Genomic DNA, 23,625 nt, shown 5'->3' on the forward strand with positions numbered 1-23,625 from the left:
TGCCCCTATCGTCGGATGCCGGTCGCGAACGGCAGCGTGTTGACGAAGGCCCGGTGGTGCTCGCGGTCGCACCACTCCAGCTTGAGATAGCTCTTGCCGGCCGACGCCCTGATCGTCCGCTTGTCGCGGGCGAGCGCCTCGGGCGACCGGGAGGAGACGGTGAGGTAGCCGACCAGGTTGACCCCGGCCGCGCCGCTCGCCAGGTCCTCGCCGCGCTGGTCGACGCGGACGTGGTGGGCGCTGTCGCGGGGGTCGATGACGCGGTTCATCTTCGCCTGCCGGGACGCCTCGGCGTCGTCGTTGGTCTTCTCCGTGAGCATCCGCTCGATGGCGACGTCGGTGGGCTCCAGGTCCATGCAGACCGCGACGGTGCGGATCACGTCCGGCGTGTGCACCAGCAGCGGCGCGAGGAAGTTGACGCCTACGGGCGTCATCGGCCACTCCTTGACCCAGGCCGTGGAGTGGCACCAGGGCGCGCGGGTGGCGGACTCGCGGGTCTTCGCCTGGAGGAAGGTCGGCTCCATGGCGTCCAGTTCGGCGGGCCAGGCGTTCCGCTTGGTCATCGCCTGGATGTGGTCGATGGGGTGGTCCGGGTCGTACATGGAGTGCACGAGCGAGGCGAGCCGCCCCTGGCCGAGCGGCTGGCGCACCCGGATGTCGGCCTCGGCGAGGCGCGCGCAGATGTCGGTGAGCTCGCGGGCCATGACCACGGCCAGTCCGGCGTCCCGGTCGAGGCGCCGCTTGCCGGCCTCGTGGCGGGAGGCGCGCGCCATGGCGTTGGCCTCGGCGGCGAGTTCGCGGGTGAAGTGCATGCAGGCGACGAGGTACGCGCGGTGCTGCTCGGAGGAGGTGGAGACCATGGACTGGAGCTGGTCGTAGGAGTCCTGGAGCCACTGCGGGGACTTGTCGGAGCCGCGCCGCTCGACGTCCTTGGCGTGCGCGTCCGGGTCGGCGGGCAGCGTACGGGCCAGCATCTGGATGCGGGTGACGAAGCCGTCCCCGTTGGCGACGTGTTTGAGGAGCGTCCCGAACCGGTCGACGAGCGCCTCCTGGTCCTCGCTGTCGCGCAGTCCGACGCCGGGGCCCTCGATCTCGATGGCGGCGGTCACGGTGCGCCGGTCGGCGTGGAGCAGGACGGCGATCTCGTCGGGGCCGAAGGGCGCGGCCAGCCAGTTGATGCGGCCGATGCCGGGCGGCGGGCCGACCTCGACCTCCCGGCCGTCGAGGGAGGTGCCGGCCTGGGAGGCGGTGGACCGGTAGGCGGCGCCGCGGCGCAGGGTGCGCTTGAACGAGCGGTTGATCTCGAACCACTTGTAGAAGGTGCGGTTCTTGTACGGGACGTACACGGCGGCGAGCGCCAGCATCGGGAACCCGGTGAGGGCCGCGATGCGCAACGGCAGGATCTGGATCGCCAGGCCGCCCACCATGCCGAGGAACGCGCCCGCGATGATCAGTGCGATCTCGCCGGTCTCGCGGTTCTTGCCGACGACGGCGTTGGGACGGGCGCGGCCGATCAGGTAGGTGCGGCGGGGCGTGATCGGCTGGGCTTGCGACTGGGTCGTCAATGCCCGTCACCTCCTGGGGTCTTGCCGGTGCTGCGGTCCTGCGTGCGGGGTGCGGGGGCGGCTGTCTTGCTCCCGGCGCCGCCGCTGGGGGCGCGGGTGCTGTGGGCGGCGACGCCGCCCGACACCGGGTTGGCGGGCTTGGCCTGCTGACCGCCGCCGCCTCCGCCGCCCCCGCCGCCGTCCGAGCCGCGGGCGCTGTGCGTGTTGATGCCCTGCTTGACGAGGGCGGCCGGGGAGGAGATCACGGCGGCGGCCTGCCGGGACGCGGGGTCCCTGCTGGCGCTGCGGCTGTTGATGATCTCATCGCCGAAGCCGGGGACGAAGCGGTAGATCATCGCGCTCGCGAAGATCGCGAGGATGATGATGGCGAGGCCGGAGACGACGGCCGAGATGGCGTTCGGGCCGTTGCCGCTGGACAGTGCGCCGGCGAGGCCGAGGACGACCACGATGATCGGTTTGACGAGGATCACCGCGATCATGATGCCCGCCCAGCGGCGGACGTGGCCCCACATGTTCTTGTCGACCAGGCCCGCGTAGACGGCGGTGCCCAGCAGTGCGCCCACGTACAGGAGCGCGGCCCGGATGACCAGTTCCAGCCAGAGCACGCCCGCGGCCAGTACGGAGACGAGGGAGACGACGATCAGCATGATGGGGCCGCCGCCGATGTCCTGGCCCTTCTTGAGGGCGCTCGCGAAGCCCCCGAAGAAGGCGTCGTTGTTCGCCCCGGTGCCCTTGGCGATGACGTCGGTGACGGCGTCGGTGGCGGAGACCACGGTGTAGAGGATCAGCGGGGTGAACGCGGAGGCCAGGACCGTCAGCCACAGGAAGCCGATGGCCTCGGTCACCGCCTCGGTGAACGGCACCCCGCGCACGGCGCGCTTGGCGACGGCCAGCAGCCACAGGACGAGGGTCAGGACGGTGGAGGCGGCGAAGACGACGGCGTACTGGCGCAGGAAGTCGCTGTTGGTGAAGTCGATGTTGGCGGTGGACTTCACGGCGCTGGAGAGCTTGCCGACGATCCAGGCGGCGGCGTCGCCGCACCCCTTGGCGAGGGACGACAGGGGATCGAGGGGGTTGGAGGGGGAGCTGGGGCCGGAGGGTGCGCCGCCCTGCTGCTTCTCGCACTGGTCCTTCACCGAGCCCAGGAGGAACCCGCAGTTCTCCTTGGTCGCGCCGGGGGAGGGAGTGCTGGTCGCGCCGGGGGTCGCGGGCGGCGTGGGGGCGGCGAAGGCTCTGGCCGACAGCAGGACCGCGGTCGTCTGGACCGCGGTCAGCGCACCGGCGATCGTCAGGGCGCGGTTCGGTCGGCGGCGTTTACCGGGCATAGGTGAACCCTCCGAAACCTTGCACAGCGTCGGACATGTCCTTGGCCGAGGACGCGGCCTGGTCGCGGCCGACCGGGGTCGGCCCGTCCTTCTGCGTGAAGGCCGTGACCTTCCAGTCGTCGCCGATCCACTTCAGTTGGAAGGTGCTGGTGTACCAGCCCTCGGAGACGGGGTTCTTCGAGTGCTCGCCGGCCAGTCCGAACAGCGTGGAGTACCAGACGGAGACGCTCGCGGCGCCGTCCTGGTACGAGGCCGCCTTCGTGCCCGCCGGGTTGGAGCGGGACACGAAGGTCATGCCGGACGGGGCGGTGCCGTCGGTCTTGAGGCCGATCTTGACGGAGCGTTCGCTCGAATACGCCTGGTCGTAGTCGCTCTGCCGGGCGGTGACGACGTCGGGTGCGTAGACGGCGGCGACGATGCGGTGCCGGGTCTCGCTGCGGAACATGCCGTCGGAGCTGAGCGCCACGGCGTAGTTGGCGGCGGCGCTCTGCGCTCCCTGCTCGGTGTGGGCGAAGCCCTTGGGGATGCCGTTGTTCTTGCCGTCCACGGGCTTGACGCCGGTGGGGGCCGTGGCCTGGGCGCGGGTGTTCCGGTCGCCGCCCTTGCCGCTGCTGCCGCCGTCGTCGCCGTGGTCGCTGCCGCCGCCGCGGTTCGCGAAGGCGATGGCGGCGACGAGGAGCACCACGACGCCGACGACGGTCATCAGGTTGCGGCTGGTGAAGCCCGTACGGCCGGGACGGCCGCCGCGGCGGGCGCCGTCGTAGTCGCCCTCGCCCTCGGGCAGCCGCGTGCGGGTCGGGCGGCCCTGGTCGTCGGGGTCGCCCCGGCCCCTGCCCGTTCTGCCGCCTCTGCCGTGGTCACCGGCGCTGCCGTAGCCGTCGTCGCCGTCGAGACTCATAGCGCGTAAGCCTCCTCAAACGTCGTCGGTGACTGGCTGCCCGTATATGACGGTAGCGGCGCGGAGGAGGTTGCGGGCGAGGAGGGGTGAGTGGGCATCAGCAGGCAGCCTCTGGTGCGAAGGGTGGGACTTGTGGGGGTTCGGGAACGGGGAAAAAGAGTCTGCGCGGGGGACGATGCGCGGCGGTGGCGGGGGATGGTGTGGTGCGGGTGGTGGGGATGGTGCGAGGTGGGGATGGCGTACTGGTGTGCGGGTGGGGGGTCAGACGGCCATTCCGTAGACGATCGTGAACAGGGTGCCCAGCGATCCGATGATGAACACACCGGTGAGCCCGGCGACGATCAGCCCCTTGCCCTGTTCCGCGCTGAAGGTGTCGCGCAGCGCCGTCGCGCCGATCCGCTGCTTCGCCGCGCCCCAGATCGCGATGCCCAGGCACAGCAGGATGGCGACGGCCATGACGACCTCGACCATGATGCGCGCCTCGTTGCCCAGGGTCCCGAATGGGCCCCAGTCGGGGGCGATTCCGCCGATGATGGTGGTGATATCGCCCTTTGCGGCTGCCAAAAGCATATGTAACTCACCGCCCCTTATGGGTTGTTGTGTACACCCTCCGCCGCGGTGGCGGAGGTCAGGCCCTATCTTCGCCGACAAAGCCGCCAACGCATGTCGACTTGGCGTCATTTTTTGCCGGACTCGCACGTGCCGCTGATCACTCCATCCCCGGCCGCGGCGCCCGGCGTTGTCAGTGGGGTGGCCTATCGTCACTCTGTGTACCACGCGCATGAACGCCGAGCAATGAACGGTGAGACGGGGGTCCGTGCCGATGTTCAAACGACCGCGTGTTCGGTGGGTACCCTGTGGCGGTCTCCCTCATATGCGCTGCGCCCTGCGGCCGTCGAGAGGATTGCACGCATTCACCGCATTCCGCCCACGCTCGGGATGCAACGAGATCGAGGATGGTACGGGTGCTGGTTGCCGATCGGTACCGGTTGGGAGATCTGCTCGGGCGCGGCGGAATGGGCGAAGTCTGGCGGGCCTCCGACGAGGTGCTGGGCCGTCAGGTCGCGGTCAAGCTGCTGCTCGGGAACGACGGCGACGAATCGGCGGCCATGCGCTTCCGCATGGAGGCGCAGACCGCCGCGCGGCTGAACCACCATCAGGTCGTCGGGGTGTACGACTTCGGGGCCTGGGACGGGCGCTTCTATCTGGTCATGGAGCTGGTGCAGGGGCCCAGCCTGGCGCAGGAGCTGTCGTCGGCCGCGGGCGGCGCGCTCGCCCCGGCCCGGGTGGCGGACATCGCGGCCCAGGCCGCCGCCGGGCTGGCGGCGGCGCACCGGCAGGGCGTCGTGCACCGGGACGTGAAGCCCGGAAACCTGATGACCGACGCCGACGGCACGCTCAAGATAGGCGACTTCGGCATCGCCCGGTTCGTCGACGAGACCTCGGCCGGACTGACCAGCGCGGGCCAGATCGTCGGCACGAGCACCTACCTCGCGCCGGAGCGCGCCCTCGGCCGGGCGGCGGGCCCGGGCTCGGATGTGTACGCGCTGGGGTGCGTGCTCTACCAGTTGCTGGTGGGACAGCCGCCGTTCTGGGCCGACACCCCCACCGCCCTGCTCTACCAGCACGTGGACGCCGAGCCGGTGCCCCCGCGGCAGTACTGCGGCGGGCTGCCCAGCTCCTTCGAGACGTATCTGCTGCGGATGCTGGCCAAGTCGCCGGAGGACCGGCCGACGGCGCAGGAGGCGGCCGACTGGTTCGGCGGCGGCTCCTGGCGCGACATCCCCCAGCCCCTCCCGGTCCCCGAGCCGGCGCCGGTGATCGCTCCCGGTCCGGCCCTGGCCCTGGAGCGCGAGTCGTTGACGACGTACGCGCTGCCGGCGGCCGGCCATCGCAGCGCGAGCCGGAGCTCGGCCGGCAGGGCGGCGGGCCGGAGCGCGCCGGCGCGCGGAGCGGGCGGCGGCAGCAGGGGCGCGGTCCGCGGCGGCGCGCCCAGGAGCGTCACGGGCGGCGGCGGCCGGGGCGGTTCGGCCCCGACCGGGTTCGGCGCCGTACGGGCGTGGCTGCGGCAGCACAAGGTGCTGTTCGGCGTGGTCGCGGGCGGGGTGGCCTTCGTGGTGGCGATGGCCGTCGGCGCTTCCCTGTTCGGCTCGGACGTCACGGGCTCGCAGGGCCCCGATGCGGTGTCGACGGATGGGACGACGGGCGGGTCGACGGGCGGGTCGACAGACGGTACGGGCGACTCGGGGCAGGCCGAGGGGCAGGGCCACGGCCCGGACGCGGCGCGCCGATGAGCGGTGTGCTCACGGCGTACGGCGTTCGGGCCGGGGAGCTGTCGGGCCTCGGCCCGGCGGCCGTCGGCTCTTCAGCCCTGACAGCCGCTCCAGGCAGTCCAGTCCCTTCAGCTCCGTCAGTCCTCTCAGCCCTCTCAGTCCTCGATGAAGTGGTCGAACTCGCCGGCCTTCACGCCGAGGACGAAGGCGTCCCACTTGGCGCGGGTCGTGATGACGACCTCGTCGGGCTTGAGGTTCTCGCGCAAGTAGACGTTGCCGTCCTCGCCGAAGGCGACTTCGAGGAACTCCTTCTCGGTGCCGTCGGTGGCCTGCTGCCAGTTGAGCTCCGTCACTGTGCCCCCTTGTGCGGTGTTCGGGCTGACCACCATAGAGGAGTCGGCCGAGGCACTCTCGCCAGGTGGGGGCCGGTGGCCGTACCGTGCGGAACGACGGATTCGTGGGCGGGTGGGCAGGGGAGGCCGGCGGGGTGCGAAAACTCTGGTTGGGCGTCAGCGTCGGTATCGGGATGTCCCTTTGCCTCATCGGCCTGCTGGTCGTAGGCGTCTATTCGGCCGCCTCGAACCTGGTGGGCGGCGGCACGGCCGGCGCGGTCGGGCTGGCGAAGGGCGCGGTGCCCGCGCAATACGAGGCGTTGGTGCAGAAATGGGGCAACCTCTGCCCGGCGCTGAGCCCTCCGCTGCTGGCGGCGCAGCTCTATTCGGAGAGCGGCTGGAACCCGAAAGCCGTGAGTCCGGCCAACGCGCTGGGGATAGCGCAGTTCATTCCCGGCACCTGGGAAACGCACGCCATCGACGGCAACGGGGACGGCAAGAAGGATATTTGGGACCCGGAGGACGCGATCCCCTCCGCGGCGACGTACGACTGCGATCTGGCCAAGTACGTGAAGAGCGTGCCGGGGGACCTCTCGGACAACATGCTGGCCTCGTACAACGCGGGCGCGTACGCGGTGATCAAGAACGCCGGGGTGCCGCCGTACCAGGAGACCCAGGGTTATGTGAAGACGATTCGCACGCTGGCGAAGAGCTTCGCGAAACCGGTCGGCCCGGTCGCCCCCTCCCAGCAGGCGGCCGGCGCGATCTACTTCGCGCAGAAGGTGCTCGGCACGCCGTATCTGTGGGGCGGCAACGGCACGGCGGACCAGGGCGGCCGGTTCGACTGCTCGGGGCTGACGAAGGCCGCGTACCACTCGGTGGGCATCGAGCTGCCGCGCGTCGCGAACGACCAGTGGAATGCGGGTGCGCACCCGAAACGGGACGAACTGATGCCGGGCGATCTCGTTTTCTTCGCCAATGACTTGAGCGACCCGCGCAGCATTCACCATGTGGGGATGTACGTCGGGGACGGTTACATGATCAACGCGCCGTTCACCGGCGCGGTGATCCGGTACGACAAGATTGATAAACCCGATTACATCGGTGCGACGCGTGTGACGGAGGATGGTGCGAAAGCACTGCCCGAACCCAACGCCGCGTAAAAGCCCTGCCCTGAGCTGCGACGATGGGTCACCCTTCGGTAACGTCCTGGTGATCATTGAGTGGAGAACGGAACGCCGGGCAGTGTGTTGACGTTCCATTGGGGTGGGCACGCGGCGCGCTGTTACCGGCGTTATCGACCACGGGGGTTGGCAGCTGCACGTAGTGACAGGCGAAAGATAAGGGGCCGCGACAGATGGCTGGACTCGCGATGGACGGCTCGAACCCCGACGTCAGCGTTCTCTACGACATCAACGGCTTCGCCAAGGGCGCCCCGCACTGGTTCGACCGCGCGATGGAGTTCACCGGTGAGTACGGCATCGTCATCGGCCTCGCCGTCCTGATGCTCTTCGCCTGGTGGAGTGCGCGCAAGCGCGACGACGCGCCGGGGGCCGTGGCCGGCCTGGTCTGGGCCCCGCTCGCTGCCGGCCTGGCGCTGCTGGTCAACATCCCCATCCGGGACCTGGTCCAACGGCAGCGGCCCTTCATGGAGCACCAGGGGCTGGAAGTCCTGGTCAAGGGCAAGACCGACTTCTCCTTCGTCAGCGACCACGCCACGCTGACGATGGCCGTCGGCGTCGGCCTCTTCTGCGCCAACCGCAAATTCGGCCTGGCCGGCATCGCCCTCGGACTGCTGGAAGGTCTCTGCCGCGTCTACATGGGCGTCCACTACCCGACGGACGTCGTGGGCGGCTTCGCCCTCGGCACGGCCGTGGCCCTGCTCTTCGCGCCCCTCGCGATGATGCTCCTCACGCCCCTGATGACACGGCTCGCGGACTCACGCGCGGGCTGGCTCGTACGACCGCGGCCCCGGCCTTCGGTGGCCGCGGCCTCCGACGAGGCGGAACTCCCGGAACCGCGCCGCCGCGACAACGATCTCGCCGCGTAGAACGACCTGATACCCAGGCCGCTGCGCGGGAGTAGAGCGCGTGCGCAGCGGGCTGCTTACGGTCGTACGTGTTGCGGGCCGGCCCGGCCCGCGAGGTCAGAGGGCCTGGGGGAAGTCCAGTACGCGGTTCGGGTCGTACTGGCCCTTCAGTTTGGTGAGGCGGTCGGCGGCGTCGCCGTAGTAGGCGCGGCGCCAGTCCTTGAGTCCGGGGTCGGAGTAGTTCTGGTAGGCCGCGCCGGAGGCGAAGCGGCGCATGGCGGAGTGGATGCCGTCGAGCCACGGGGTCTGGGCGGAGCCGGAGCCGCCCGAGGGCCACGAGGTCAGGTACTGGGCCAGGAACAGCGAGCGGCGGTGGACGAACGCGGTGGCCAGCGGCTTGACGCGGTTGATCGCGCCGCCCATCGCCGTCAGCTGGACCGAGCCCTTGCCGCTGCCCGCGGTGCGGCTGAACCGCTCGACCTGGCCGACCAGCGTCTGGAGGCCCAGCGCCGTCAGGTCCCGGTCGAAGAAGTCCGAGCGCGCCGCGTACGTCTCGCGCCCCAGCGTCCCGCTCGGCCGGCGGCCCGGCGTGCTGCCGGGCAGATGGCACTCGGCGGCCGACTTGGTGCCGCACCCCGCGTAGCGGCGCATCGTGTCCAGGTAGGTGTGCTGATAGACCGTCACGGACCCGGCGGAGCCGCCCGCCGACTCCACCAGCCGGTCCATGGCGTTGCGCAGGTCGCCCGCCGTGCCGATGGTGAAGGCGGAGACGGCGATGCGCGGGTCCTGGCCGGCCGTCACGGACAGGTCGCACGCGGTCCATATCTCGTCCGGCTGATTGGGCCCCCATTTCTGCCAGGCGCGGATCACCGCGGCCGCCCGGGACCAGGGGAAGGAGACATAGCCGGTCGCCCCGCTCGTCGCCCGCTGCGTACGGAACCGCAGTTCGGTGACGACGCCGAAGTTGCCGTTGCCCGCGCCGCGCAGCGCCCAGAACAGGTCCGCGTGGCTGGAGTCGTCGCATCGCAGCGTCTTGCCGTCGGGCGTGATGATGGTCGCGCCCGTCAGGCTGTCGCAGGTCAGGCCGTACGCGCGGGAGACGACGCCGTGGCCGCCGCCGAGGGTGAGGCCGGAGATGCCGACCGTGGGGCAGGAGCCGCCGGGGACGGTGACGCCCTGTCCGGCGAGCCCCGTATAGACGTCGATGAGCTTGGCGCCCGCGCCTATCGCGGCGGTGGTCGAGGAGGTCGTACGGACCGAGTTCAGCCGGGAGACGTCGATGACCAGGCGGCCGTTGCCGCTGGACCAGCCGGCGTAGCTGTGGCCGCCGTTGCGGATGGAGACGGGGGTGCCGTGGCGGCGGGCGAAGGCGAGGCACTCGGCGATGTCGGAGGCGCCGGCGGTGTAGGCGACGGCGGCCGGGCGCTGGCTGTCGAAGCGGGTGTTGTACAGCTGGCGGGCCGTGGGGTAGTCGGCGTCGTCCGGGCGTATGAGGTCGCCGGAGAGGCCCTTGCCGAGGGCGGTCCAGTCGGGGTCGTGCGCCTTGCGGGCGGGCGGTACGGACGGCTTGCGGCCGGGGGCCGAGGCGCCGCTGCCGTCGGGGGCGGCGTGGCTCGCGTCACCGCTGCACGCGGCGAGCCACGCGCCGCCCGCCGCCAGCCCGGCGCCCGTCGCCAGCAGTCTGCGCCTGTCCATCGTGGTCTCCGCCCCTATGCCGTGCTCATGCCGTGGCCGGAGCGCTCGGTGGCCGCGGCGCCGCTCGGACACGTCCGTTCAGAGAGATGGCCTACCCCTGTACGGCGTTCCGTCACCTGTTTCGACCAGGTGGGCATCGGCGTCCTCGCGGGCGCGCGCACGGGCCCGGCGGGCCGGACCGTACCAGCCGCACGCGCACCGGGCGACGCAGAAGGCGCCATTCTCCGTGGTGGTCGTGGAATGGGCGTGGGGGGTCGGTTCGGACACGTGACCACGCTACCGGCCGTGACGGGGCTCCGGGACCGTCGTTGAACCGGGCGGGTGTCCAGGTGCAGCGAGGCCAGGGGGTAGGCCGTCGATGGTGGTGCAGGAGCGGGGACGCGGGGGCGCGGCCGTCGCCACCGCCGTGGCGGCCGGGATCGCGGCGGGACTGCTCGGGACGGCCGGCTGCTCGACCGGCGCCGCCACCGGGGACCACGGCAGGGCCGCGGCCGTCAGCGCGGTCGACGCACCGGCGCCGGGCGAGGCCCTCGCCGCCGTGCGGCACGCCGCCGACGTACTCGCCGGAACGGGCGGGGCCCGCGTCCGTACGTACTTGGAGACGGTCAGCGGCGGCACCCGGCTGACCATTCTGGGCACGGGCGACTACGGCTTCGGGGAGTCGCTGGGCCGGCTGCGGGTGCGCGTACCGGCTCCGGGCGACGCGGCGCCGGGGGCGGGCGCGGCAGGGCCCGCCGGGCGTCCGGTGATCACCGAGGTGTTCGCGCCCGGCGCCCTCTACATGAAGAACCGCGGGGCGGGCGTCCCCGCGGACAAGTGGGTGCACCTCGCCACCGGCTCGCTCGGTGACGGGAACCTCGTCGCGAACGGGGCGACCGATCCGCTCGTCGCCGCCGAACTGCTGCGCGGGGCGCGGCGGGTGCGGTACGCCGGGAACGAGCGGTCCGGCGGGGCGACGGTCCGGCACTTCAAGGGTGACTGCGACCTGGAACGGGCCGCCCAGGCGGCCTCGGCGGGGCAGCGGGGGGCGCTGGCCGCGGCGGCGAAAGGGTTCTTCGGCCGTACGGTCGCGTGCGACGCCTACCTCGACGAGCAGGGGCGGCTGCGCAAGGTGCGGCACCGCTTCACGGTCCGGGACGCCGAGCACGGCGCGATGGACGTGGCGTCGACGGTGGAGCTGTCCGCCTTCGGGACGGAAGTCACCGTGCGGCTACCCCCGGCTACGGATATCTATACGGGGAAGGTTGTTTCTCCGGGGAATTAGTGCGGGCGTCGGCTCGGGCCATCGAAATGGTCCGTCTGTGCCATGCACGGGGTGTGCAGCGATCCGTACGCTGGTAAATCGCCGATCGGAGAAGGAGGTGGAACCCGTGGTTTCGCGTCGACCTTCGTCCGGTGCGTCGGACCCCATGGCCGCCCTCGTCGAGATCGATCTCTATGGCGAGTTGATGATCGCGGCGTCCAGCGCGGACGAGGAACGGCTCAGTCCGGACCGTATCGACGAAGTGCTGAGGGTGGTGCCGCAGCGGCGGCCGGAGTCCGCGAAGGGGCCGGATTCCCGGAGGTGACGGGGGTGCCGGCGGTTATGGGGCCCGGCAGGGGCTGACCGGCTCTCGGCGGTGGTTTGACCTGATCTGGCCTTACCTGACCTGGCCTGACTTGATCTGACTCGATCTGGCCTGACCGGCCCGGACGGGTCTCGTGCGGAACGGGCCGGCCCGGGCAGTTCTCGTGTGGGACGGGCCGGGCCGCCCGGTTCAGGTGCGCAGCAGGCGCGCGATGGCGGCGGTGGCCTCGGCGACCTTGGCGTCGATCTCCTCGCCGCCGCGCGTGGCCGCGTCGGCGACGCAGTGCCGCAGGTGCTCCTCCAGGAGCTGGAGGGCGAAGGACTGCAGCCCCTTGGTGCTGGCGGAGACCTGCGTGAGTATGTCGATGCAGTAGACATCCTCGTCGATCATGCGCTGGAGGCCGCGGATCTGGCCCTCGATCCGGCGCAGCCGCTTGCGGTGCTGGTCCTTCTGGTGGCTGTAGCCGTGCGGGCCGCGGTCGTGGTCGGCGGTGGCGAGCGCCTCGGCGGTCGCGTCGGTCGGGGCGGGCGCTTCGGGGGCGCCGTTCACTGCCGCTTCCGTGCTCGTCATGGCGTCCTCCGTCGTTCCGAGTCGGGCCGTATACCCCCACCGGGTATATGGTACCGAATCTTTTGTTTTTCCCGCGGCGCCGAGTGTGCCGAGGAGGCGGTACCCCTTGCTGAGCACTCTGCCCGATGGGCGACACTGATGGAATGCCAGTTAGCCGTGGCTTGATGATGCGCCTAGCATCAAGTCGACCGAATCCGCTGCACCCCGAGGACCCCCAGTGCGCTTTCGTCTGACCCCCAGGGAGACGAGCTTCTACGACATGTTCTCCGCCTCCGCGGACAACATCGTCACGGGCTCGAAGCTCCTGATGGAACTGCTCGGGGCGGATTCCTCCGCCCGGGTCGAGATCGCCGAACGGATGAGGGCAGCGGAGCACGCCGGGGACGACGCGACACACGCGATCTTCCACCAGCTGAACTCTTCTTTCATCACGCCATTCGACCGTGAGGACATCTACACCCTCGCGTCGAGCCTCGACGACATCATGGATTTCATGGAAGAGGCCGTCGACCTGGTCGTTCTCTATCAGGTCGACAAGTTGCCGAAGGGCGTGGAGCAGCAGATCGAGGTGCTGGCGCGGGCGGCGGAACTCACCGCCGAGGCCATGCCCAATCTGCGCACCATGAGCAACCTCACCGAGTACTGGATCGAGGTCAACCGGCTGGAGAACCAGGCGGACCAGATCCACCGCAAGCTCCTGGCGCACCTGTTCAACGGCAAGTACGACGCCATGGACGTGCTCAAGCTCAAGCAGATCGTGGACGTGCTGGAGGAGGCGGCGGACGCTTTCGAGCACGTCGCCAATACCGTCGAGACCATCGCGGTCAAGGAGTCCTGACCCCCGGTGGACACCTTCGCGCTTGTCGTGACCATCGGGGTCGCGCTTTTCTTCACGTACACGAACGGCTTCCACGACTCCGCGAACGCCATCGCGACCTCGGTCTCCACGCGGGCGCTGACCCCGCGCGCGGCCCTCGCGATGGCAGCGGTGATGAACCTCGCCGGCGCCTTCCTGGGCAGCGGGGTCGCCAAGACCGTCAGCGAAGGACTGATCGACACACCGACCGGCGGCCAGGGGATGATGATCCTCTTCGCCGCGCTGGTGGGAGCGATCGTCTGGAACCTGGCGACCTGGTATTTCGGCCTGCCGTCGTCTTCCAGCCACGCGCTCTTCGGCGGCATGGTGGGCGCGGCGCTGGCCGGTTCCTCGACGGTCCACTGGTGGGGCGTCTGGGAGAAGATCGTTCTCCCGATGTTCCTCTCGCCCGTCGTGGGGCTGGTTCTCGGCTACTTCGTGATGGTCGTCATCCTGTGGCTGTTCAAGGGCTCCAACCCGCACAAGGCCAAGCGCGGCTTCCGGATCGCGCAGACCGTATCGGCGGCCGGCATGGCGCTCGGGCACGGCCTCCAGGACGCCCAGAAGACGATGGGCATCGTGGTGATGGCCCTGGTCATCGGCGGTGTCGAGGACGAAGGCGACCCCATTCCGATCTGGGTCAAGATCGTCTGTGCGCTGATGCTCTCGCTCGGTACGTACGCGGGCGGCTGGCGCATCATGCGGACGCTCGGCCGCCGGATCATCGAGCTGGACCCGCCGCAGGGGTTCGCGGCGGAGACCACGGCGGCTTCGGTGATGTACACCGCGTCGTTCATGTTCCACGCGCCGATCTCCACTACGCATGTGATCACTTCGGCGATCATGGGCGTGGGGGCGACTAAGCGGGTCAAGGCCGTTCGGTGGGGCGTGGCCAAGAACATCATCATGGGGTGGTTCATCACGATGCCGGCTGCGGCGCTGGTCGCTGCCATTAGTTATTGGGCTGTGGACTTGGTCTTTGGTTGACGTGGTGATGGGGGCGGGCTGCGCCCTGGCTTTCCGGGGCTCCGCCCCGGGCCCCGGTCCTCAAGCTCCCCCAGCTACCGCTGGGAGGTGCCCCCTGACGGGCTGAGTGGGGCGGGCGTTGGGGTGTCCTCAAACGCCGGACGGGCTGATTTGGGCTGGCGTTCGGTCGTCCTCCAGTGTCGGACAGGTGGGTTGTGGGCCCGCCCCTGGGAGCAGGGGCGGGCCCTCGTCTTGCGGTGGCACCGCCATGCAGCACCGCACGACGTGTGGGGCGGCTCAGCCGAAGCGGCCGGAGATGTAGTCCTCGGTGGCTTGTACCGAGGGGTTGGAGAAGATGCGTTCGGTCTCGTCGATCTCGACGAGCTTGCCGGGCTGGCCGACTCCCGCGAGGTTGAAGAAGGCCGTACGGTCCGAGACGCGGGCCGCCTGCTGCATGTTGTGCGTCACGATGACGATCGTGAAGCGTTCCTTGAGGTCGCCCATCAGGTCCTCGATGGCGAGGGTGGATATCGGGTCGAGCGCGGAGCAGGGCTCGTCCATGAGGAGCACCTGCGGTTCGACGGCGATGGCGCGGGCGATGCAGAGGCGCTGCTGCTGGCCGCCGGAGAGGCCGGCGCCCGGCTTGTTGAGCCGGTCCTTGACCTCTTTCCAGAGGTTGGCGCCCTTGAGGGACTTCTCCACGACGTTGTCCAGTTCGGACTTGCGGACCCGGCCGTTGAGGCGCAGGCCGGCCGCGACGTTGTCGTAGATGGACATGGTCGGGAAGGGGTTGGGGCGCTGGAAGACCATGCCGACCGTGCGGCGTACGGAGACGGGGTCGACCCCGTGCCCGTACAGGTCCTCGTCGTCGAGCAGCACCTTGCCCTCGACGCGGCCGCCGGGGGTGACCTCGTGCATCCGGTTCAGGGTGCGCAGGAAGGTGGACTTTCCGCAGCCGGAGGGGCCGATGAAGGCGGTCACCGAGCGGGGCTCGACGGTCATCGAGATGTCCTCGATGGCCTTGTGGCCGCCGTAGTACGCGTTGAGGCCGCCGACGTCGATGCGCTTGGCCATGTGAATCACTTCTTTTCTGCGACTGGCCCCGCTCGGCGGAGCCGCATATCGGGATGGCCTCAGCGGCCGGTCTTCGGGGCCTTCCAGCGCGCGATGGCTCGGGCGACCAGGTTCAGGATCATGACGAAGGCGATCAGGACGAGGGCGGCGGCCCAGGCGCGGTCGTACGACGCCTCGTTGCCGTTCGCCCACTGCTCGTAGATGTAGTACGGCAGCGAGGACTGGGCGCCTTCGAAGGGGTCGTTGTTGATCACCTGGGAGCCGAAGACCAGCAGCACGATCGGGGCGGACTCGCCGGCGATACGGGCGACGGCGAGCATCAGTCCGGTGGCGATGCCGCCGATCGCGGTGGGCAGCACGACCTTGAGGATGGTGCGCCACTTCGGGATGCCGAGGGCCAGGGACGCCTCGCGCAGCTCGTTCGGTACGAGCTTGAGCATCTCCTCGGTGGAGCGGACCACGACCGGCATCATCAGGATGGCCAGGGCCATCGATCCGGCGAAGCCGGAGTAGCTGAAGTCCAGCATGATGATCCACAGGCTCAGGATGAACAGGCCGGCGACGATGGAGGGGACGCCGGTCATCACGTCCACGAAGAACGTCACGACCTTCGCGAGCCTGCCGCGCCCGTACTCCACCAGGTAGATGGCGGTCAGCAGGCCGATCGGGGCCGCGATGACGGTGGCGATGCCGACCTGTTCCAGGGTGCCGATGATCGCGTGGTAGACGCCGCCGCCGGGCTGGATGGTGAGCACACCGGCCATCGAGTGGGACAGGAAGGCGCCGTCGAGGACCTTGATGCCGCGCGCGATGGTCTCCCAGAGCAGGGAGACGAGCGGGACGACGGCGATCAGGAAGCAGACCCATACCAGGCTGGTGGCGAGGCGGTCCTTGGCCTGGCGGCGGCCCTCGACGCGGGCCGCCGCCGCGTACATGACGGCCACGAAGAGGATGGCGGCGATCAGGCCCCACTGGACGCGGCTGCTGAGCCCGGCGCCGAGGCCGATGCCGACGCCGACGGCGACGGCGAGGGCCGCGACGGCGGCCGACGTCCAGCGGGGCAGGCGCGGCCGGCGCAGGCCGGGCCGCGGGAGCGGGGCGCTGTCGGAGACCGTCGGCCGGTCCGCGATCACGTCACTCATGCCGTGTACTCCTTGCGACGCGAGATGATCATCCGGGCCGCGCCGTTGACCAGCAGGGTCAGTGCGAACAGGACCAGGCCGGAGGCGATGAGCGCGTCCTTGCCCAGCTCACCGGACTCCTTGAAGCTGCTGGCGATGTTCTGCGCGAAGGTGCCGCCGCCGTGGTCGAGCAGGCTGGCGTTGATCACGAAGCTGGGCGAGAGCACGGTGGCCACGGCCATCGTCTCGCCGAGCGCGCGGCCGAGGCCGAGCATCGAGGCGCTGATGACGCCGGAGCGGCCGAAGGGGAGGACCGACATCCGGATGACCTCCCAGCGGGTGGCGCCGAGCGCGAGCGCGGCCTCCTCCTGCGTCTTCGGGGCCTGGAGGAAGACCTCGCGGCTCACGCTGGTGACGATCGGCAGGATCATGATCGCGAGCAGGATGGAGATGGTGAAGAGGGACCGCGCGGCGCCGCCGTCGTAGGAGAAGATCCCGGTCCAGCCGAAGTAGTCGTCGAGCCAGCTGTAGACGCCGCCGAGGTGGGGGACGAGGAAGAGGGCGCCCCACAGGCCGTAGATGATCGAGGGGACGGCGGCCAGCAGGTCGATGACGAAGGCCAGCGGGCCCGCGAGGCGGCGCGGCGCGTAGTGCGAGATGAAGAGCGCGATGCCGACCGCGACGGGCACGGCGATGGCGAGCGCGATGACCGAGCTGACGACCGTGCCGAAGGCGAGGACCGCGATGCCGAAGGTCGGGTGCTGGGAGTTGGGGTCCCAGTCGAAGGTGGTGAGGAAGTTGCCCTCGTCCGCGGAGATCGCGTGGGCGGCGCGGACGGTGAGGAAGACCGCGATGGCGGCCATGATCACCAGGAGCAGGATGCCGGAGCCGCGGGAGAACGCGAGGAAGATCCGGTCACCGGCTCGGGTGGCGGCCTTCGTCGGTCGTGGTGGGGGGCTGGTCGCTGAGGGCGGTGATATGTCCATGGATTTCTCCGGTCTGCGGAGCCGGACTGCCCGGCTCCTGGCGCGGCGGTGCACCGGACGGTGCGGCCGGGCCGCCGGGGCCCGGCCGCACACGGATCAGGAGAGGGAAGCGACGTTCGCGCGGACCTTGGCGGCGATCTCCGCGGGGAGCGGGGCGTAGCCGAGCTCCTTGAGACCGGCCTGGCCGGCGTCGGAGGCGACGTAGGCCAGGAAGGACTTGGTGGCGGCGAGGGTCTCGGGCTTGTTGCCCTTGTCGCCGGCGATCTCGTACGTGACCAGGGTGATCGGGTACGCGCCCTCGGCCTTGGTGGCGTAGTTCAGCTTGAGGGCGAGGTCCTTGCCGGAGCCGACGACCTTCGCGTCGGCGATGGCCTTGGACGCGTTGTCGGAGGTGGCGGCGACCGGGGCGGCGGCGCCGGTGTCGACCTTCACCGTGTCGATGCTGTTCGAGGTGGCGTAGGAGAGCTCGAAGTACGAGATGGCGCCGTCGTTCTGCTTCACCTGCGAGGAGACCCCGGAGGAGCCGTCCGCGGACTGGCCCTGCTTTCCGGCCCACGCCTTGGCGGGCTCGTACGGCCAGGACTTCGGCGCGGCGGCCTTGAGGTACTTGGTGAAGTTGTCGGTCGTGCCCGACTCGTCGGAGCGGTGGAACGGCTGGATCTTCAGGTCCGGGAGCTTCGCGTCCTTGTTGAGCTTGGCGATCGCGGGGTCGTTCCACTTGGCGATCTTGCCGTCGAAGATCTTGGCGATGGTGTCGGCGTCGAGGACGAGGTCCTTCACGCCGGGCACCTTGTAGCCGATCGCGATGGGGCCGCCGACCATCGGGAGGTTGATGCCCTGGCCGCCCTTGAGGACGCTCTTGGACTTCGCGACCTCTTCGGGCTTGAGCGCCGAGTCGGAGCCCGCGAACGCCGTCTTGCCCTGGAGGAACTCCTGGACGCCCGCGCCGGAGCCGGTCCCCTTGTAGTTGATCTTGATGTCGGGGCAGGCCGCCATGAAGTTCTTCGTCCAGAGCTCCATGGCGTTCTTCTGCGCGGTGGAGCCGGAGGCGAGCAGGTTGCCCTTGCCCTCGCACTTGATGTTGCCCGCGGCCTTGCTGGAGGCCGAGCCCCCGCCGTCGCCGCTGTTGTTGTCCGAGCCGCACGCCGTGAGGACCAGGGCGCCGGAGACGGCGAGGGCGCCAAAGGCGGCGGCGCGGAGCCGGTTCTTGCGCTGAAGCTTCACTTTCGGGGGTTCCTTCCGGGAGCCGCCGCTGGGGCGGCGTGCAAAGAGGTTGTCGAACGGGAGTCTGCGCTGTTCAGCCTGGCTGTCCAGCACGGGGTCCAGCTATGGAGTTCTGCTGGGCGTTGCGGGCCTCGGACGGTGTGGCTCGCACTGTGTACGGCCGAAATTAGGCAGAACAGGTGAAGTGGTCGAGCGGGGTGAGTGAACGGGGGGTGAACCTCGGCCGTCAGTGTGGTGGCCTGCCGGGCGGGGGCGGCTCCGGCGCGCGTAAGGGACGGTCGCCGGGGGAGGCCGCGCGGCGGTGAGAGCCGCCCGGCGGCGCGCTCCGGGGGTGGGGAGCGCCGGCGGCGTGCGGGGAGCGGCGGCGGAAACCCCGGGGAGTGGGGCGGGGGATCGCGGGGGAACGGCGCGGCGGATCGCGGGGGAACGGCGAGGGGGATCGCCGGGGAATCGCGGGGGAATCGCGAAGGCAATACGGACCGCTCTCTGTTGTATCGCGGAGCGCCGTGGCACCATCCGAGCCTATGTGACGGCACGTCAGGTATGGGCTGCGCGAAGCGGAGGCTGACGGGTGATGAACGTCGATGGCGGGCGGGGGGCTCGGGAGCCGGCGGGGGTGCGCGTGCGTGTACGGGCCGGGGCTTCGGTACGGGCGGCGGCGCAGGACGCGGTGGTCGTGCGGGTGCGGGTGCGGACCGTGGCTCGGGGCGCCGTGGTCGCCGCGGTCGCGCTCGCTTGTGTGGCGGGGGCGCAGACCGGGCCGGGCCCCGCCTATGCGGAGCCGCAGCGTCCGGGCAGTCCCGGAGCGAAGCGGCAGAGCCTGGAGGAGGTGCGTACGGAGGTCGATTCGCTCTACCGGAAGGCGGAGGCGGCCACGGACGCGTACAACGCCGCGGGCGAGCGGCAGAGCGAGCAGGAGCGGGCGATCCTGAAGATCGCGCGGGCCGTGGTGGCCGCGCAGGACAGGATGGCCGGGCTGAGGAACCGGGCCGGGGCGATGGCCCGCGCCCAGTACCGCAGTGGCGGGATGCCCGCCGAGGCCCGGATGCTGTTCGGCGGCGATCCGGCGCAGTTCCTCGACAACGCGGCCCTCGCCCGCAAGGGCCAGCAGGCCGCCCGCGGGCTCATCGCGGACCTCGCCGCCACCCGGACCGCGCTGGACGGATACGCGAAGGCGGCGAGCGAGCAGTGGGAGCAGCTCGCGGACGAGCGGGCGAAGAGGGCCGACGCCAAGAAGGAGATCGAGGAGCGGCTCCGGACCGCGAAGCACCTCGAATCGCGGCTGGCGGCGAAGGAACGGGACCGGCTGCGGCAGTTGGAGGAGGAGCGGGCGAACGCGGCGCAGGAGAAGTGGCTCGGCGCCGGGGCGCCGAAGGGCGGCGGGGGCGCGGCGACCGAGCTGGGCAAGCGGGCGGTCGCGTTCGCGACGGCGCAGATCGGCAAGGACTACGTATGGGGGGCGGTCGGTCCGAACACCTTCGACTGCTCCGGCCTCACCCTCCAGGCGTGGGCCGCCGCCGGCCGCTCCATACCGAGGACCTCGCAGGAGCAGTGGCGGCAGTTGCCGAAGGTCGACGCGCGCGATATGCGCCCGGGGGATCTCGTCATCTACTTCAGCGACGCGAGTCATGTCGGCATGTACGTGGGCGGCGGCGCCATCGTGCACGCGCCGCGGCCGGGCCGCCAGGTGACGCTGGCGGGGGCGGGTTCGATGCCGGTGCTGGGGGTCGTACGGCCTGACGCGTGACGGCTGTGGGGTCGGCGGGGCGCATGGGGTGAGTGGTGCGCGTACGTGCGTACGTATGCGCGTACCTATGCGCGTACGTGAGGGCGGCAGGGGCGGCGGGGTCAGCGGAGCTCCCGCAGGGCGTCGTCGAAGGCCGCGTACGCCCGCGCGTCGAAGAGGACGAAGCGGACTTCGGTGAGGGGGCCGGCGGCGGGTCCGCTCGGGGGAGTGGCGGCGGGACCGGCTTCGGCGGTGGGGCGGGCGTCGCCTCGCACGGTGTCGAGGACCGTACGCAGCGCGATGCGGGCCGCGTCCGCGAGCGGCCAGCGGTAGACGCCCGTGGAGATCGCCGGGAAGGCGACCGTGGCGGCGCCGAGCTCGCCCGCGACGCGCAGCGACTCCCGGTAGCAGGAGGCGAGGACCCCGCCGCGGTCCTCGTCCTCGGAGAAGACCGGGCCGACCGTGTGGATGACCCAGCGCGCGGGAAGGCGGCCCGCGGTCGTCGCGACGGCCTGGCCGGGAGGCAGGCCGCGGCCGTAGTGCGACGCGCGCAGGGCGCGGCACGCGGCCAGGATCTCCGGCCCGCCGCGCCGGTGGACGGCGCCGTCGACACCGCCGCCGCCGAGGAGAGAGGTGTTCGCGGCGTTGACGACGGCATCGACGGACTGCTCGGTGATGTCGCCCTGGACCAGCGTGATGTTTGTCATTGCCCGATTGTCGCGTGGCAGGCGAAATGCCTGGCGGGGGGCGTCGTATGACGCGGGTGAATCACTTGATGCCATTCCGTTGGGCCGTGCCCTGGCGCTATGGTCGCGTCCGGCGGCCCGCTGATCGAACGGACCGCCGCGCCCTGAGGGGGCCGCGCCTCCCGGGGCCCCGTGCCCTCCGGCGTGCCATGGATTCATGGGGGAGGGAAGGGAAGCGAACCGATGTCCGTACCCGTGCCAGGGCCGCGGGCGGCTCCGCCGGGCGAGGCTCGGACGCTGCCGCAGCCCCGGACCGCCGCACCGTCCGACGGCGGCCTCTCGCTGCTCGTGATCGAGGACGATCCGGCGGACGTGCTCTCCCTGCCCGAGATGCTGGACGTATCGGGCAAGCCGGTGCGTATCCGTACGGCTCGTAATCTCACCGAGGCGGCCCGGCTGCTCACGGACGACGTGCACTGCATCCTCCTCGACCTGGCGCCGCCGAGCGACTGCCCCGAGGCGGGGGACGCGCTGGACACGCTGCGGCAGGTGCTGCGGCTCGCGCCGCGCCACGCCGTACTGGCGCTGACCGCCGAGACGGACGCGGAACGGGCGACGGAGGCCGTACGGGTCGGGGCGCAGGACTACCTCTTCCGCGACGAACTGGACGAGCGGGTGCTGAGCCGCGCGATCCGCTACGCGGTCGAGCGCAAGCGAGCCGATATCGCGCAGCGGCAGTTGAGCGAGTCGCGGCTGCGCGCGCAGGAGAACGCCCGGCTGGAGCGCGGCCTGCTGCCCACCCCGCTGCTGGACGGCTCCGACCTGCGCTTCGCCGCCCGTTACCGCCCCGGCCGCAGCCGGGCGCTGCTCGGCGGCGACTTCTACGACACGGTCCGTACGCCCGACGGCACCGTGCACGCGATGATCGGCGACGTCTGCGGGCACGGCCCGGACGAGGCCGCGCTCGGCGTCGAACTGCGCATAGCCTGGCGGGCGTTGACCTTCGCCGGGCTGAGCGGCGACGAACTGCTCTCCACGCTCCAGCGGGTCCTGGAACACGAGCGCGCGAACGAGGAGATCTTCGCGACGCTCTGCACCGTCGACATCGCGCCGGACGGCGGCAGCGCGGGCATGTTCCTCGCGGGCCACCCGACGCCGCTGCTCGTACGGCCGGATCAGCGGTTACCGCTCCTGCTCCCGTACGAGGACGGCGGCCCGGCCCTCGGACTGCTGCCGGAGGCCCGCTGGCCGCGCCATGATCTCGAACTCGGCTCCGAGTGGAGCCTGTTGATGTACACCGACGGCCTGATCGAGGGCCGGATCGGCGCGGGCACGCAGCGGCTGGGCCAGGAGGGGATGGCCGAGCTGATCGGCCGTCAGCTCGGGGAGGGGCTGCGCGGGGAGAAGCTGCTCGACGCGGCGGTGACCGAGGTACGGGACCTGAACGGCGGGGAGTTGACGGACGACGTCGCCGTGCTGCTGCTGGACCGCGGCTGAGGGCGCCCGCCCCGGAGGTCTTCCGGGCCGAACGCCCTCCGGGCTGACGCCCTATGCGCTGTGTCGTCCTCCGGGCTGACGCCTTCTGGGCTGACGTCCTCTGGGGTGACGTCCTCTGGGTTGGCGCCCTCTGCGTCCTCCGGGGAGGCTGTCAGCGGCCGCCGTTGTACGGCCCGTACGGACCGTCCGAGCTGGAGCCGCCGCGGCGCGGGCCGCCGCGCCGGCCGGAGACCTGCTTGAGCGCGGGGCGCACGTCCACCATGTAGACGATGGTGGCGATGAGCCCGATGATCGGCAGGAAGGACAGGATGCCCATGAAGAGGTTCACGGCGGTCGCGATGCCGAGGATGATCAGCCAGAACGGCTTGGTCTGCTTGTCGGCCGCGCGGTAGGCGTCCTCGCGGTGGATGGCGGCGTCGATGAACGCGACCAGGGTGAAGACCAGCAGGGCGATCGACACCCAGTACATGACGTTGCCGAAGGCTTGCACCAGCACGCCGTTCACCTCTCAGTCCTCTCGTCCGCTGTGGGGCCCGTAAGGCTTCTGCGGCCCTTACGGTCGGCGCTCGCCGCCACGCCACCGTACCGGTACAACGGGCCGGACACGCGGGGCGTGCCCGGCCCGTTCCGGAGCCTTACTGGTCGGCGCCCTTGGGCGCCGGCTTCTTCGCGGCGGCGGGCTTGCGGGCGGCGGGCTTCTTGGCGGAGGCCTGCGGGGCGGCGGACTCGCTCTTCGCCTCGCCCTTGGCCTCGTCCTTCGTCCCGTCCTGCGCGGCGGACTCCTCGGGGTCGGGCTCGATGGCCACGGCGATCTCGGCGACCTCGTCGGCCGCCTCGCCGCGCCAGGTCTGCACGGCCTCACGCCCGCGCTCGGCCAGCTTCTCGTACGTCTCGCCGGCCTTGGCCGCGTACCCCACGGCCTGGCCCACGCCCTGCAGCGCCAGGTCCTGAGCGGTGTCGCGCCACTTCTTCAGATCCGTGTCGAGGGACCCGAACACCTCGGTGACCTTGGTCTGCACGGTCACCTGGGCCTCCTTGGCCTGCTTGGTGACCCGCTCCTGCACGGCCTTGGGGTCGGTCTCCCGCAGCTCGGCGATGAGACCGGGCGCCTCGGCGATCAGCTGCCCGAGCTTCTCGGCGGTCGCGTCAGCGGCCCCGGCCGCGGCGTAGAGCGGCTTCGGGTCGGTGAGGGTCTTGCGGATGTCTTCGGCGATGGCCATGGCGATGGTCTCCC

At 70.9% G+C, this 23,625-nt stretch carries 24 protein-coding genes; 9 read left to right on the forward strand and 15 right to left on the reverse strand.

Annotated elements, in window-relative coordinates; genetic code table 11:
• Positions 1–5 precede the first annotated feature (5 nt).
• The 4 genes from AB0I22_RS34970 to AB0I22_RS34985 all read right to left on the reverse strand — a co-directional run bounded on the left by AB0I22_RS34970 (position 6) and on the right by AB0I22_RS34985 (position 4,358).
• Positions 6–1,565, reverse strand: coding sequence for an SCO6880 family protein (locus AB0I22_RS34970; protein ID WP_363135033.1), 1,560 nt, complete (start codon positions 1,563–1,565; stop codon positions 6–8).
• A complete protein-coding gene (locus AB0I22_RS34975; protein WP_363135034.1) occupies positions 1,562–2,890 on the reverse strand; it encodes a hypothetical protein in 1,329 nt (442 codons plus the stop codon). The genes AB0I22_RS34970 and AB0I22_RS34975 overlap by 4 nt, the downstream gene beginning before the upstream one ends.
• Positions 2,880–3,788 (reverse strand): hypothetical protein, encoded by a 909-nt coding sequence (locus tag AB0I22_RS34980; RefSeq protein ID WP_363135035.1) that lies wholly within the window; start codon positions 3,786–3,788, stop codon positions 2,880–2,882. Before AB0I22_RS34980 ends, AB0I22_RS34975 begins: the two co-directional genes overlap by 11 nt.
• Positions 3,789–4,049: 261 nt before the next feature.
• Positions 4,050–4,358, reverse strand: a complete 309-nt coding sequence (locus AB0I22_RS34985; RefSeq protein ID WP_363135036.1) for a hypothetical protein — start codon at positions 4,356–4,358, stop codon at positions 4,050–4,052.
• Positions 4,359–4,753: 395 nt separating this feature from the next.
• Here AB0I22_RS34985 and AB0I22_RS34990 point away from each other — a divergent pair, with 395 nt between their 5' ends.
• Entirely contained in the window at positions 4,754–6,082 is a 1,329-nt protein-coding gene (locus tag AB0I22_RS34990) for a protein kinase (protein WP_363135037.1), read from the forward strand.
• A gap of 134 nt (positions 6,083–6,216) precedes the next feature.
• Here the strand turns inward: AB0I22_RS34990 and AB0I22_RS34995 are convergent, their stop codons facing one another.
• Positions 6,217–6,414 carry a DUF397 domain-containing protein gene (locus AB0I22_RS34995; protein WP_363135038.1) on the reverse strand — a complete coding sequence of 66 codons (198 nt, stop codon included), beginning with the start codon at positions 6,412–6,414 and terminating at the stop codon, positions 6,217–6,219.
• Between the two features lie 134 nt (positions 6,415–6,548).
• Here AB0I22_RS34995 and AB0I22_RS35000 point away from each other — a divergent pair, with 134 nt between their 5' ends.
• Both AB0I22_RS35000 and AB0I22_RS35005 read left to right on the forward strand, forming a co-directional pair.
• The gene (locus tag AB0I22_RS35000) at positions 6,549–7,556 is read left to right on the forward strand and encodes a bifunctional lytic transglycosylase/C40 family peptidase (protein ID WP_363135039.1); all 1,008 of its coding nucleotides are present in this window, start codon (positions 6,549–6,551) and stop codon (positions 7,554–7,556) included.
• A 194-nt stretch (positions 7,557–7,750) separates the two neighbouring features.
• Positions 7,751–8,443, forward strand: coding sequence for a phosphatase PAP2 family protein (locus tag AB0I22_RS35005; RefSeq protein WP_363135040.1), 693 nt, complete (start codon positions 7,751–7,753; stop codon positions 8,441–8,443).
• Positions 8,444–8,539: 96 nt separating this feature from the next.
• Here AB0I22_RS35005 and AB0I22_RS35010 read toward each other — a convergent pair whose 3' ends face one another.
• Together AB0I22_RS35010 and AB0I22_RS35015 are read right to left on the reverse strand one after the other, a co-directional pair.
• Positions 8,540–10,117 (reverse strand): FAD-binding oxidoreductase, encoded by a 1,578-nt coding sequence (locus AB0I22_RS35010; RefSeq protein ID WP_363135041.1) that lies wholly within the window; start codon positions 10,115–10,117, stop codon positions 8,540–8,542.
• A gap of 78 nt (positions 10,118–10,195) precedes the next feature.
• Positions 10,196–10,384, reverse strand: coding sequence for a hypothetical protein (locus tag AB0I22_RS35015; protein WP_363135042.1), 189 nt, complete (start codon positions 10,382–10,384; stop codon positions 10,196–10,198).
• Between the two features lie 91 nt (positions 10,385–10,475).
• Here AB0I22_RS35015 and AB0I22_RS35020 point away from each other — a divergent pair, with 91 nt between their 5' ends.
• Together AB0I22_RS35020 and AB0I22_RS35025 are read left to right on the forward strand one after the other, a co-directional pair.
• On the forward strand, positions 10,476–11,381 hold the full coding sequence (locus AB0I22_RS35020; RefSeq protein ID WP_363135043.1) for a hypothetical protein: 906 nt from the start codon (positions 10,476–10,478) through the stop codon (positions 11,379–11,381).
• 106 nt (positions 11,382–11,487) lie between these two features.
• Positions 11,488–11,685, forward strand: coding sequence for a hypothetical protein (locus tag AB0I22_RS35025; protein ID WP_363135080.1), 198 nt, complete (start codon positions 11,488–11,490; stop codon positions 11,683–11,685).
• Positions 11,686–11,874: 189 nt separating this feature from the next.
• Here the strand turns inward: AB0I22_RS35025 and AB0I22_RS35030 are convergent, their stop codons facing one another.
• Positions 11,875–12,255, reverse strand: a complete 381-nt coding sequence (locus AB0I22_RS35030) for a metal-sensitive transcriptional regulator (RefSeq protein WP_363135044.1) — start codon at positions 12,253–12,255, stop codon at positions 11,875–11,877.
• A gap of 217 nt (positions 12,256–12,472) precedes the next feature.
• Between AB0I22_RS35030 and AB0I22_RS35035 the strand changes: the two genes are divergently transcribed.
• Positions 12,473–13,093: a DUF47 family protein gene (locus tag AB0I22_RS35035; RefSeq protein WP_030892276.1), complete on the forward strand. Its 621-nt coding sequence runs from the start codon at positions 12,473–12,475 to the stop codon at positions 13,091–13,093.
• Between the two features lie 6 nt (positions 13,094–13,099).
• A complete protein-coding gene (locus tag AB0I22_RS35040) occupies positions 13,100–14,098 on the forward strand; it encodes an inorganic phosphate transporter (RefSeq protein ID WP_363135045.1) in 999 nt (332 codons plus the stop codon).
• Between the two features lie 276 nt (positions 14,099–14,374).
• On the opposite strand, the gene pstB is transcribed toward AB0I22_RS35040, so the two are convergent.
• The 4 genes from pstB to pstS all read right to left on the reverse strand — a co-directional run bounded on the left by pstB (position 14,375) and on the right by pstS (position 18,482).
• Positions 14,375–15,151, reverse strand: a complete 777-nt coding sequence (gene pstB / locus AB0I22_RS35045) for a phosphate ABC transporter ATP-binding protein PstB (protein ID WP_363135046.1) — start codon at positions 15,149–15,151, stop codon at positions 14,375–14,377.
• Between the two features lie 59 nt (positions 15,152–15,210).
• The gene (gene pstA, locus AB0I22_RS35050; protein ID WP_363135047.1) at positions 15,211–16,293 is read right to left on the reverse strand and encodes a phosphate ABC transporter permease PstA; all 1,083 of its coding nucleotides are present in this window, start codon (positions 16,291–16,293) and stop codon (positions 15,211–15,213) included.
• Positions 16,290–17,258: a phosphate ABC transporter permease subunit PstC gene (gene pstC / locus AB0I22_RS35055; protein ID WP_363135048.1), complete on the reverse strand. Its 969-nt coding sequence runs from the start codon at positions 17,256–17,258 to the stop codon at positions 16,290–16,292. Before pstC ends, pstA begins: the two co-directional genes overlap by 4 nt.
• A gap of 96 nt (positions 17,259–17,354) precedes the next feature.
• Positions 17,355–18,482, reverse strand: coding sequence for a phosphate ABC transporter substrate-binding protein PstS (pstS, locus tag AB0I22_RS35060; RefSeq protein ID WP_363135049.1), 1,128 nt, complete (start codon positions 18,480–18,482; stop codon positions 17,355–17,357).
• 616 nt (positions 18,483–19,098) lie between these two features.
• Here pstS and AB0I22_RS35065 point away from each other — a divergent pair.
• The gene (locus AB0I22_RS35065) at positions 19,099–20,229 is read left to right on the forward strand and encodes an NlpC/P60 family protein (protein WP_363135050.1); all 1,131 of its coding nucleotides are present in this window, start codon (positions 19,099–19,101) and stop codon (positions 20,227–20,229) included.
• Between the two features lie 101 nt (positions 20,230–20,330).
• Here AB0I22_RS35065 and AB0I22_RS35070 read toward each other — a convergent pair whose 3' ends face one another.
• Entirely contained in the window at positions 20,331–20,915 is a 585-nt protein-coding gene (locus AB0I22_RS35070) for an O-acetyl-ADP-ribose deacetylase (RefSeq protein WP_363135051.1), read from the reverse strand.
• A gap of 222 nt (positions 20,916–21,137) precedes the next feature.
• On the opposite strand from AB0I22_RS35070, the gene AB0I22_RS35075 reads away from it, so the two are divergent.
• Positions 21,138–22,391, forward strand: a complete 1,254-nt coding sequence (locus tag AB0I22_RS35075) for a fused response regulator/phosphatase (protein ID WP_363135052.1) — start codon at positions 21,138–21,140, stop codon at positions 22,389–22,391.
• A 151-nt stretch (positions 22,392–22,542) separates the two neighbouring features.
• On the opposite strand, the gene AB0I22_RS35080 is transcribed toward AB0I22_RS35075, so the two are convergent.
• Positions 22,543–22,887: a DUF2516 family protein gene (locus AB0I22_RS35080; protein WP_363135053.1), complete on the reverse strand. Its 345-nt coding sequence runs from the start codon at positions 22,885–22,887 to the stop codon at positions 22,543–22,545.
• A gap of 139 nt (positions 22,888–23,026) precedes the next feature.
• Positions 23,027–23,611, reverse strand: a complete 585-nt coding sequence (locus AB0I22_RS35085; protein ID WP_363135054.1) for a hypothetical protein — start codon at positions 23,609–23,611, stop codon at positions 23,027–23,029.
• Positions 23,612–23,625: the final 14 nt, after the last annotated feature.

This window comes from Streptomyces sp. NPDC050610 (assembly GCF_040654875.1).
GTDB lineage: Bacteria > Actinomycetota > Actinomycetes > Streptomycetales > Streptomycetaceae > Streptomyces.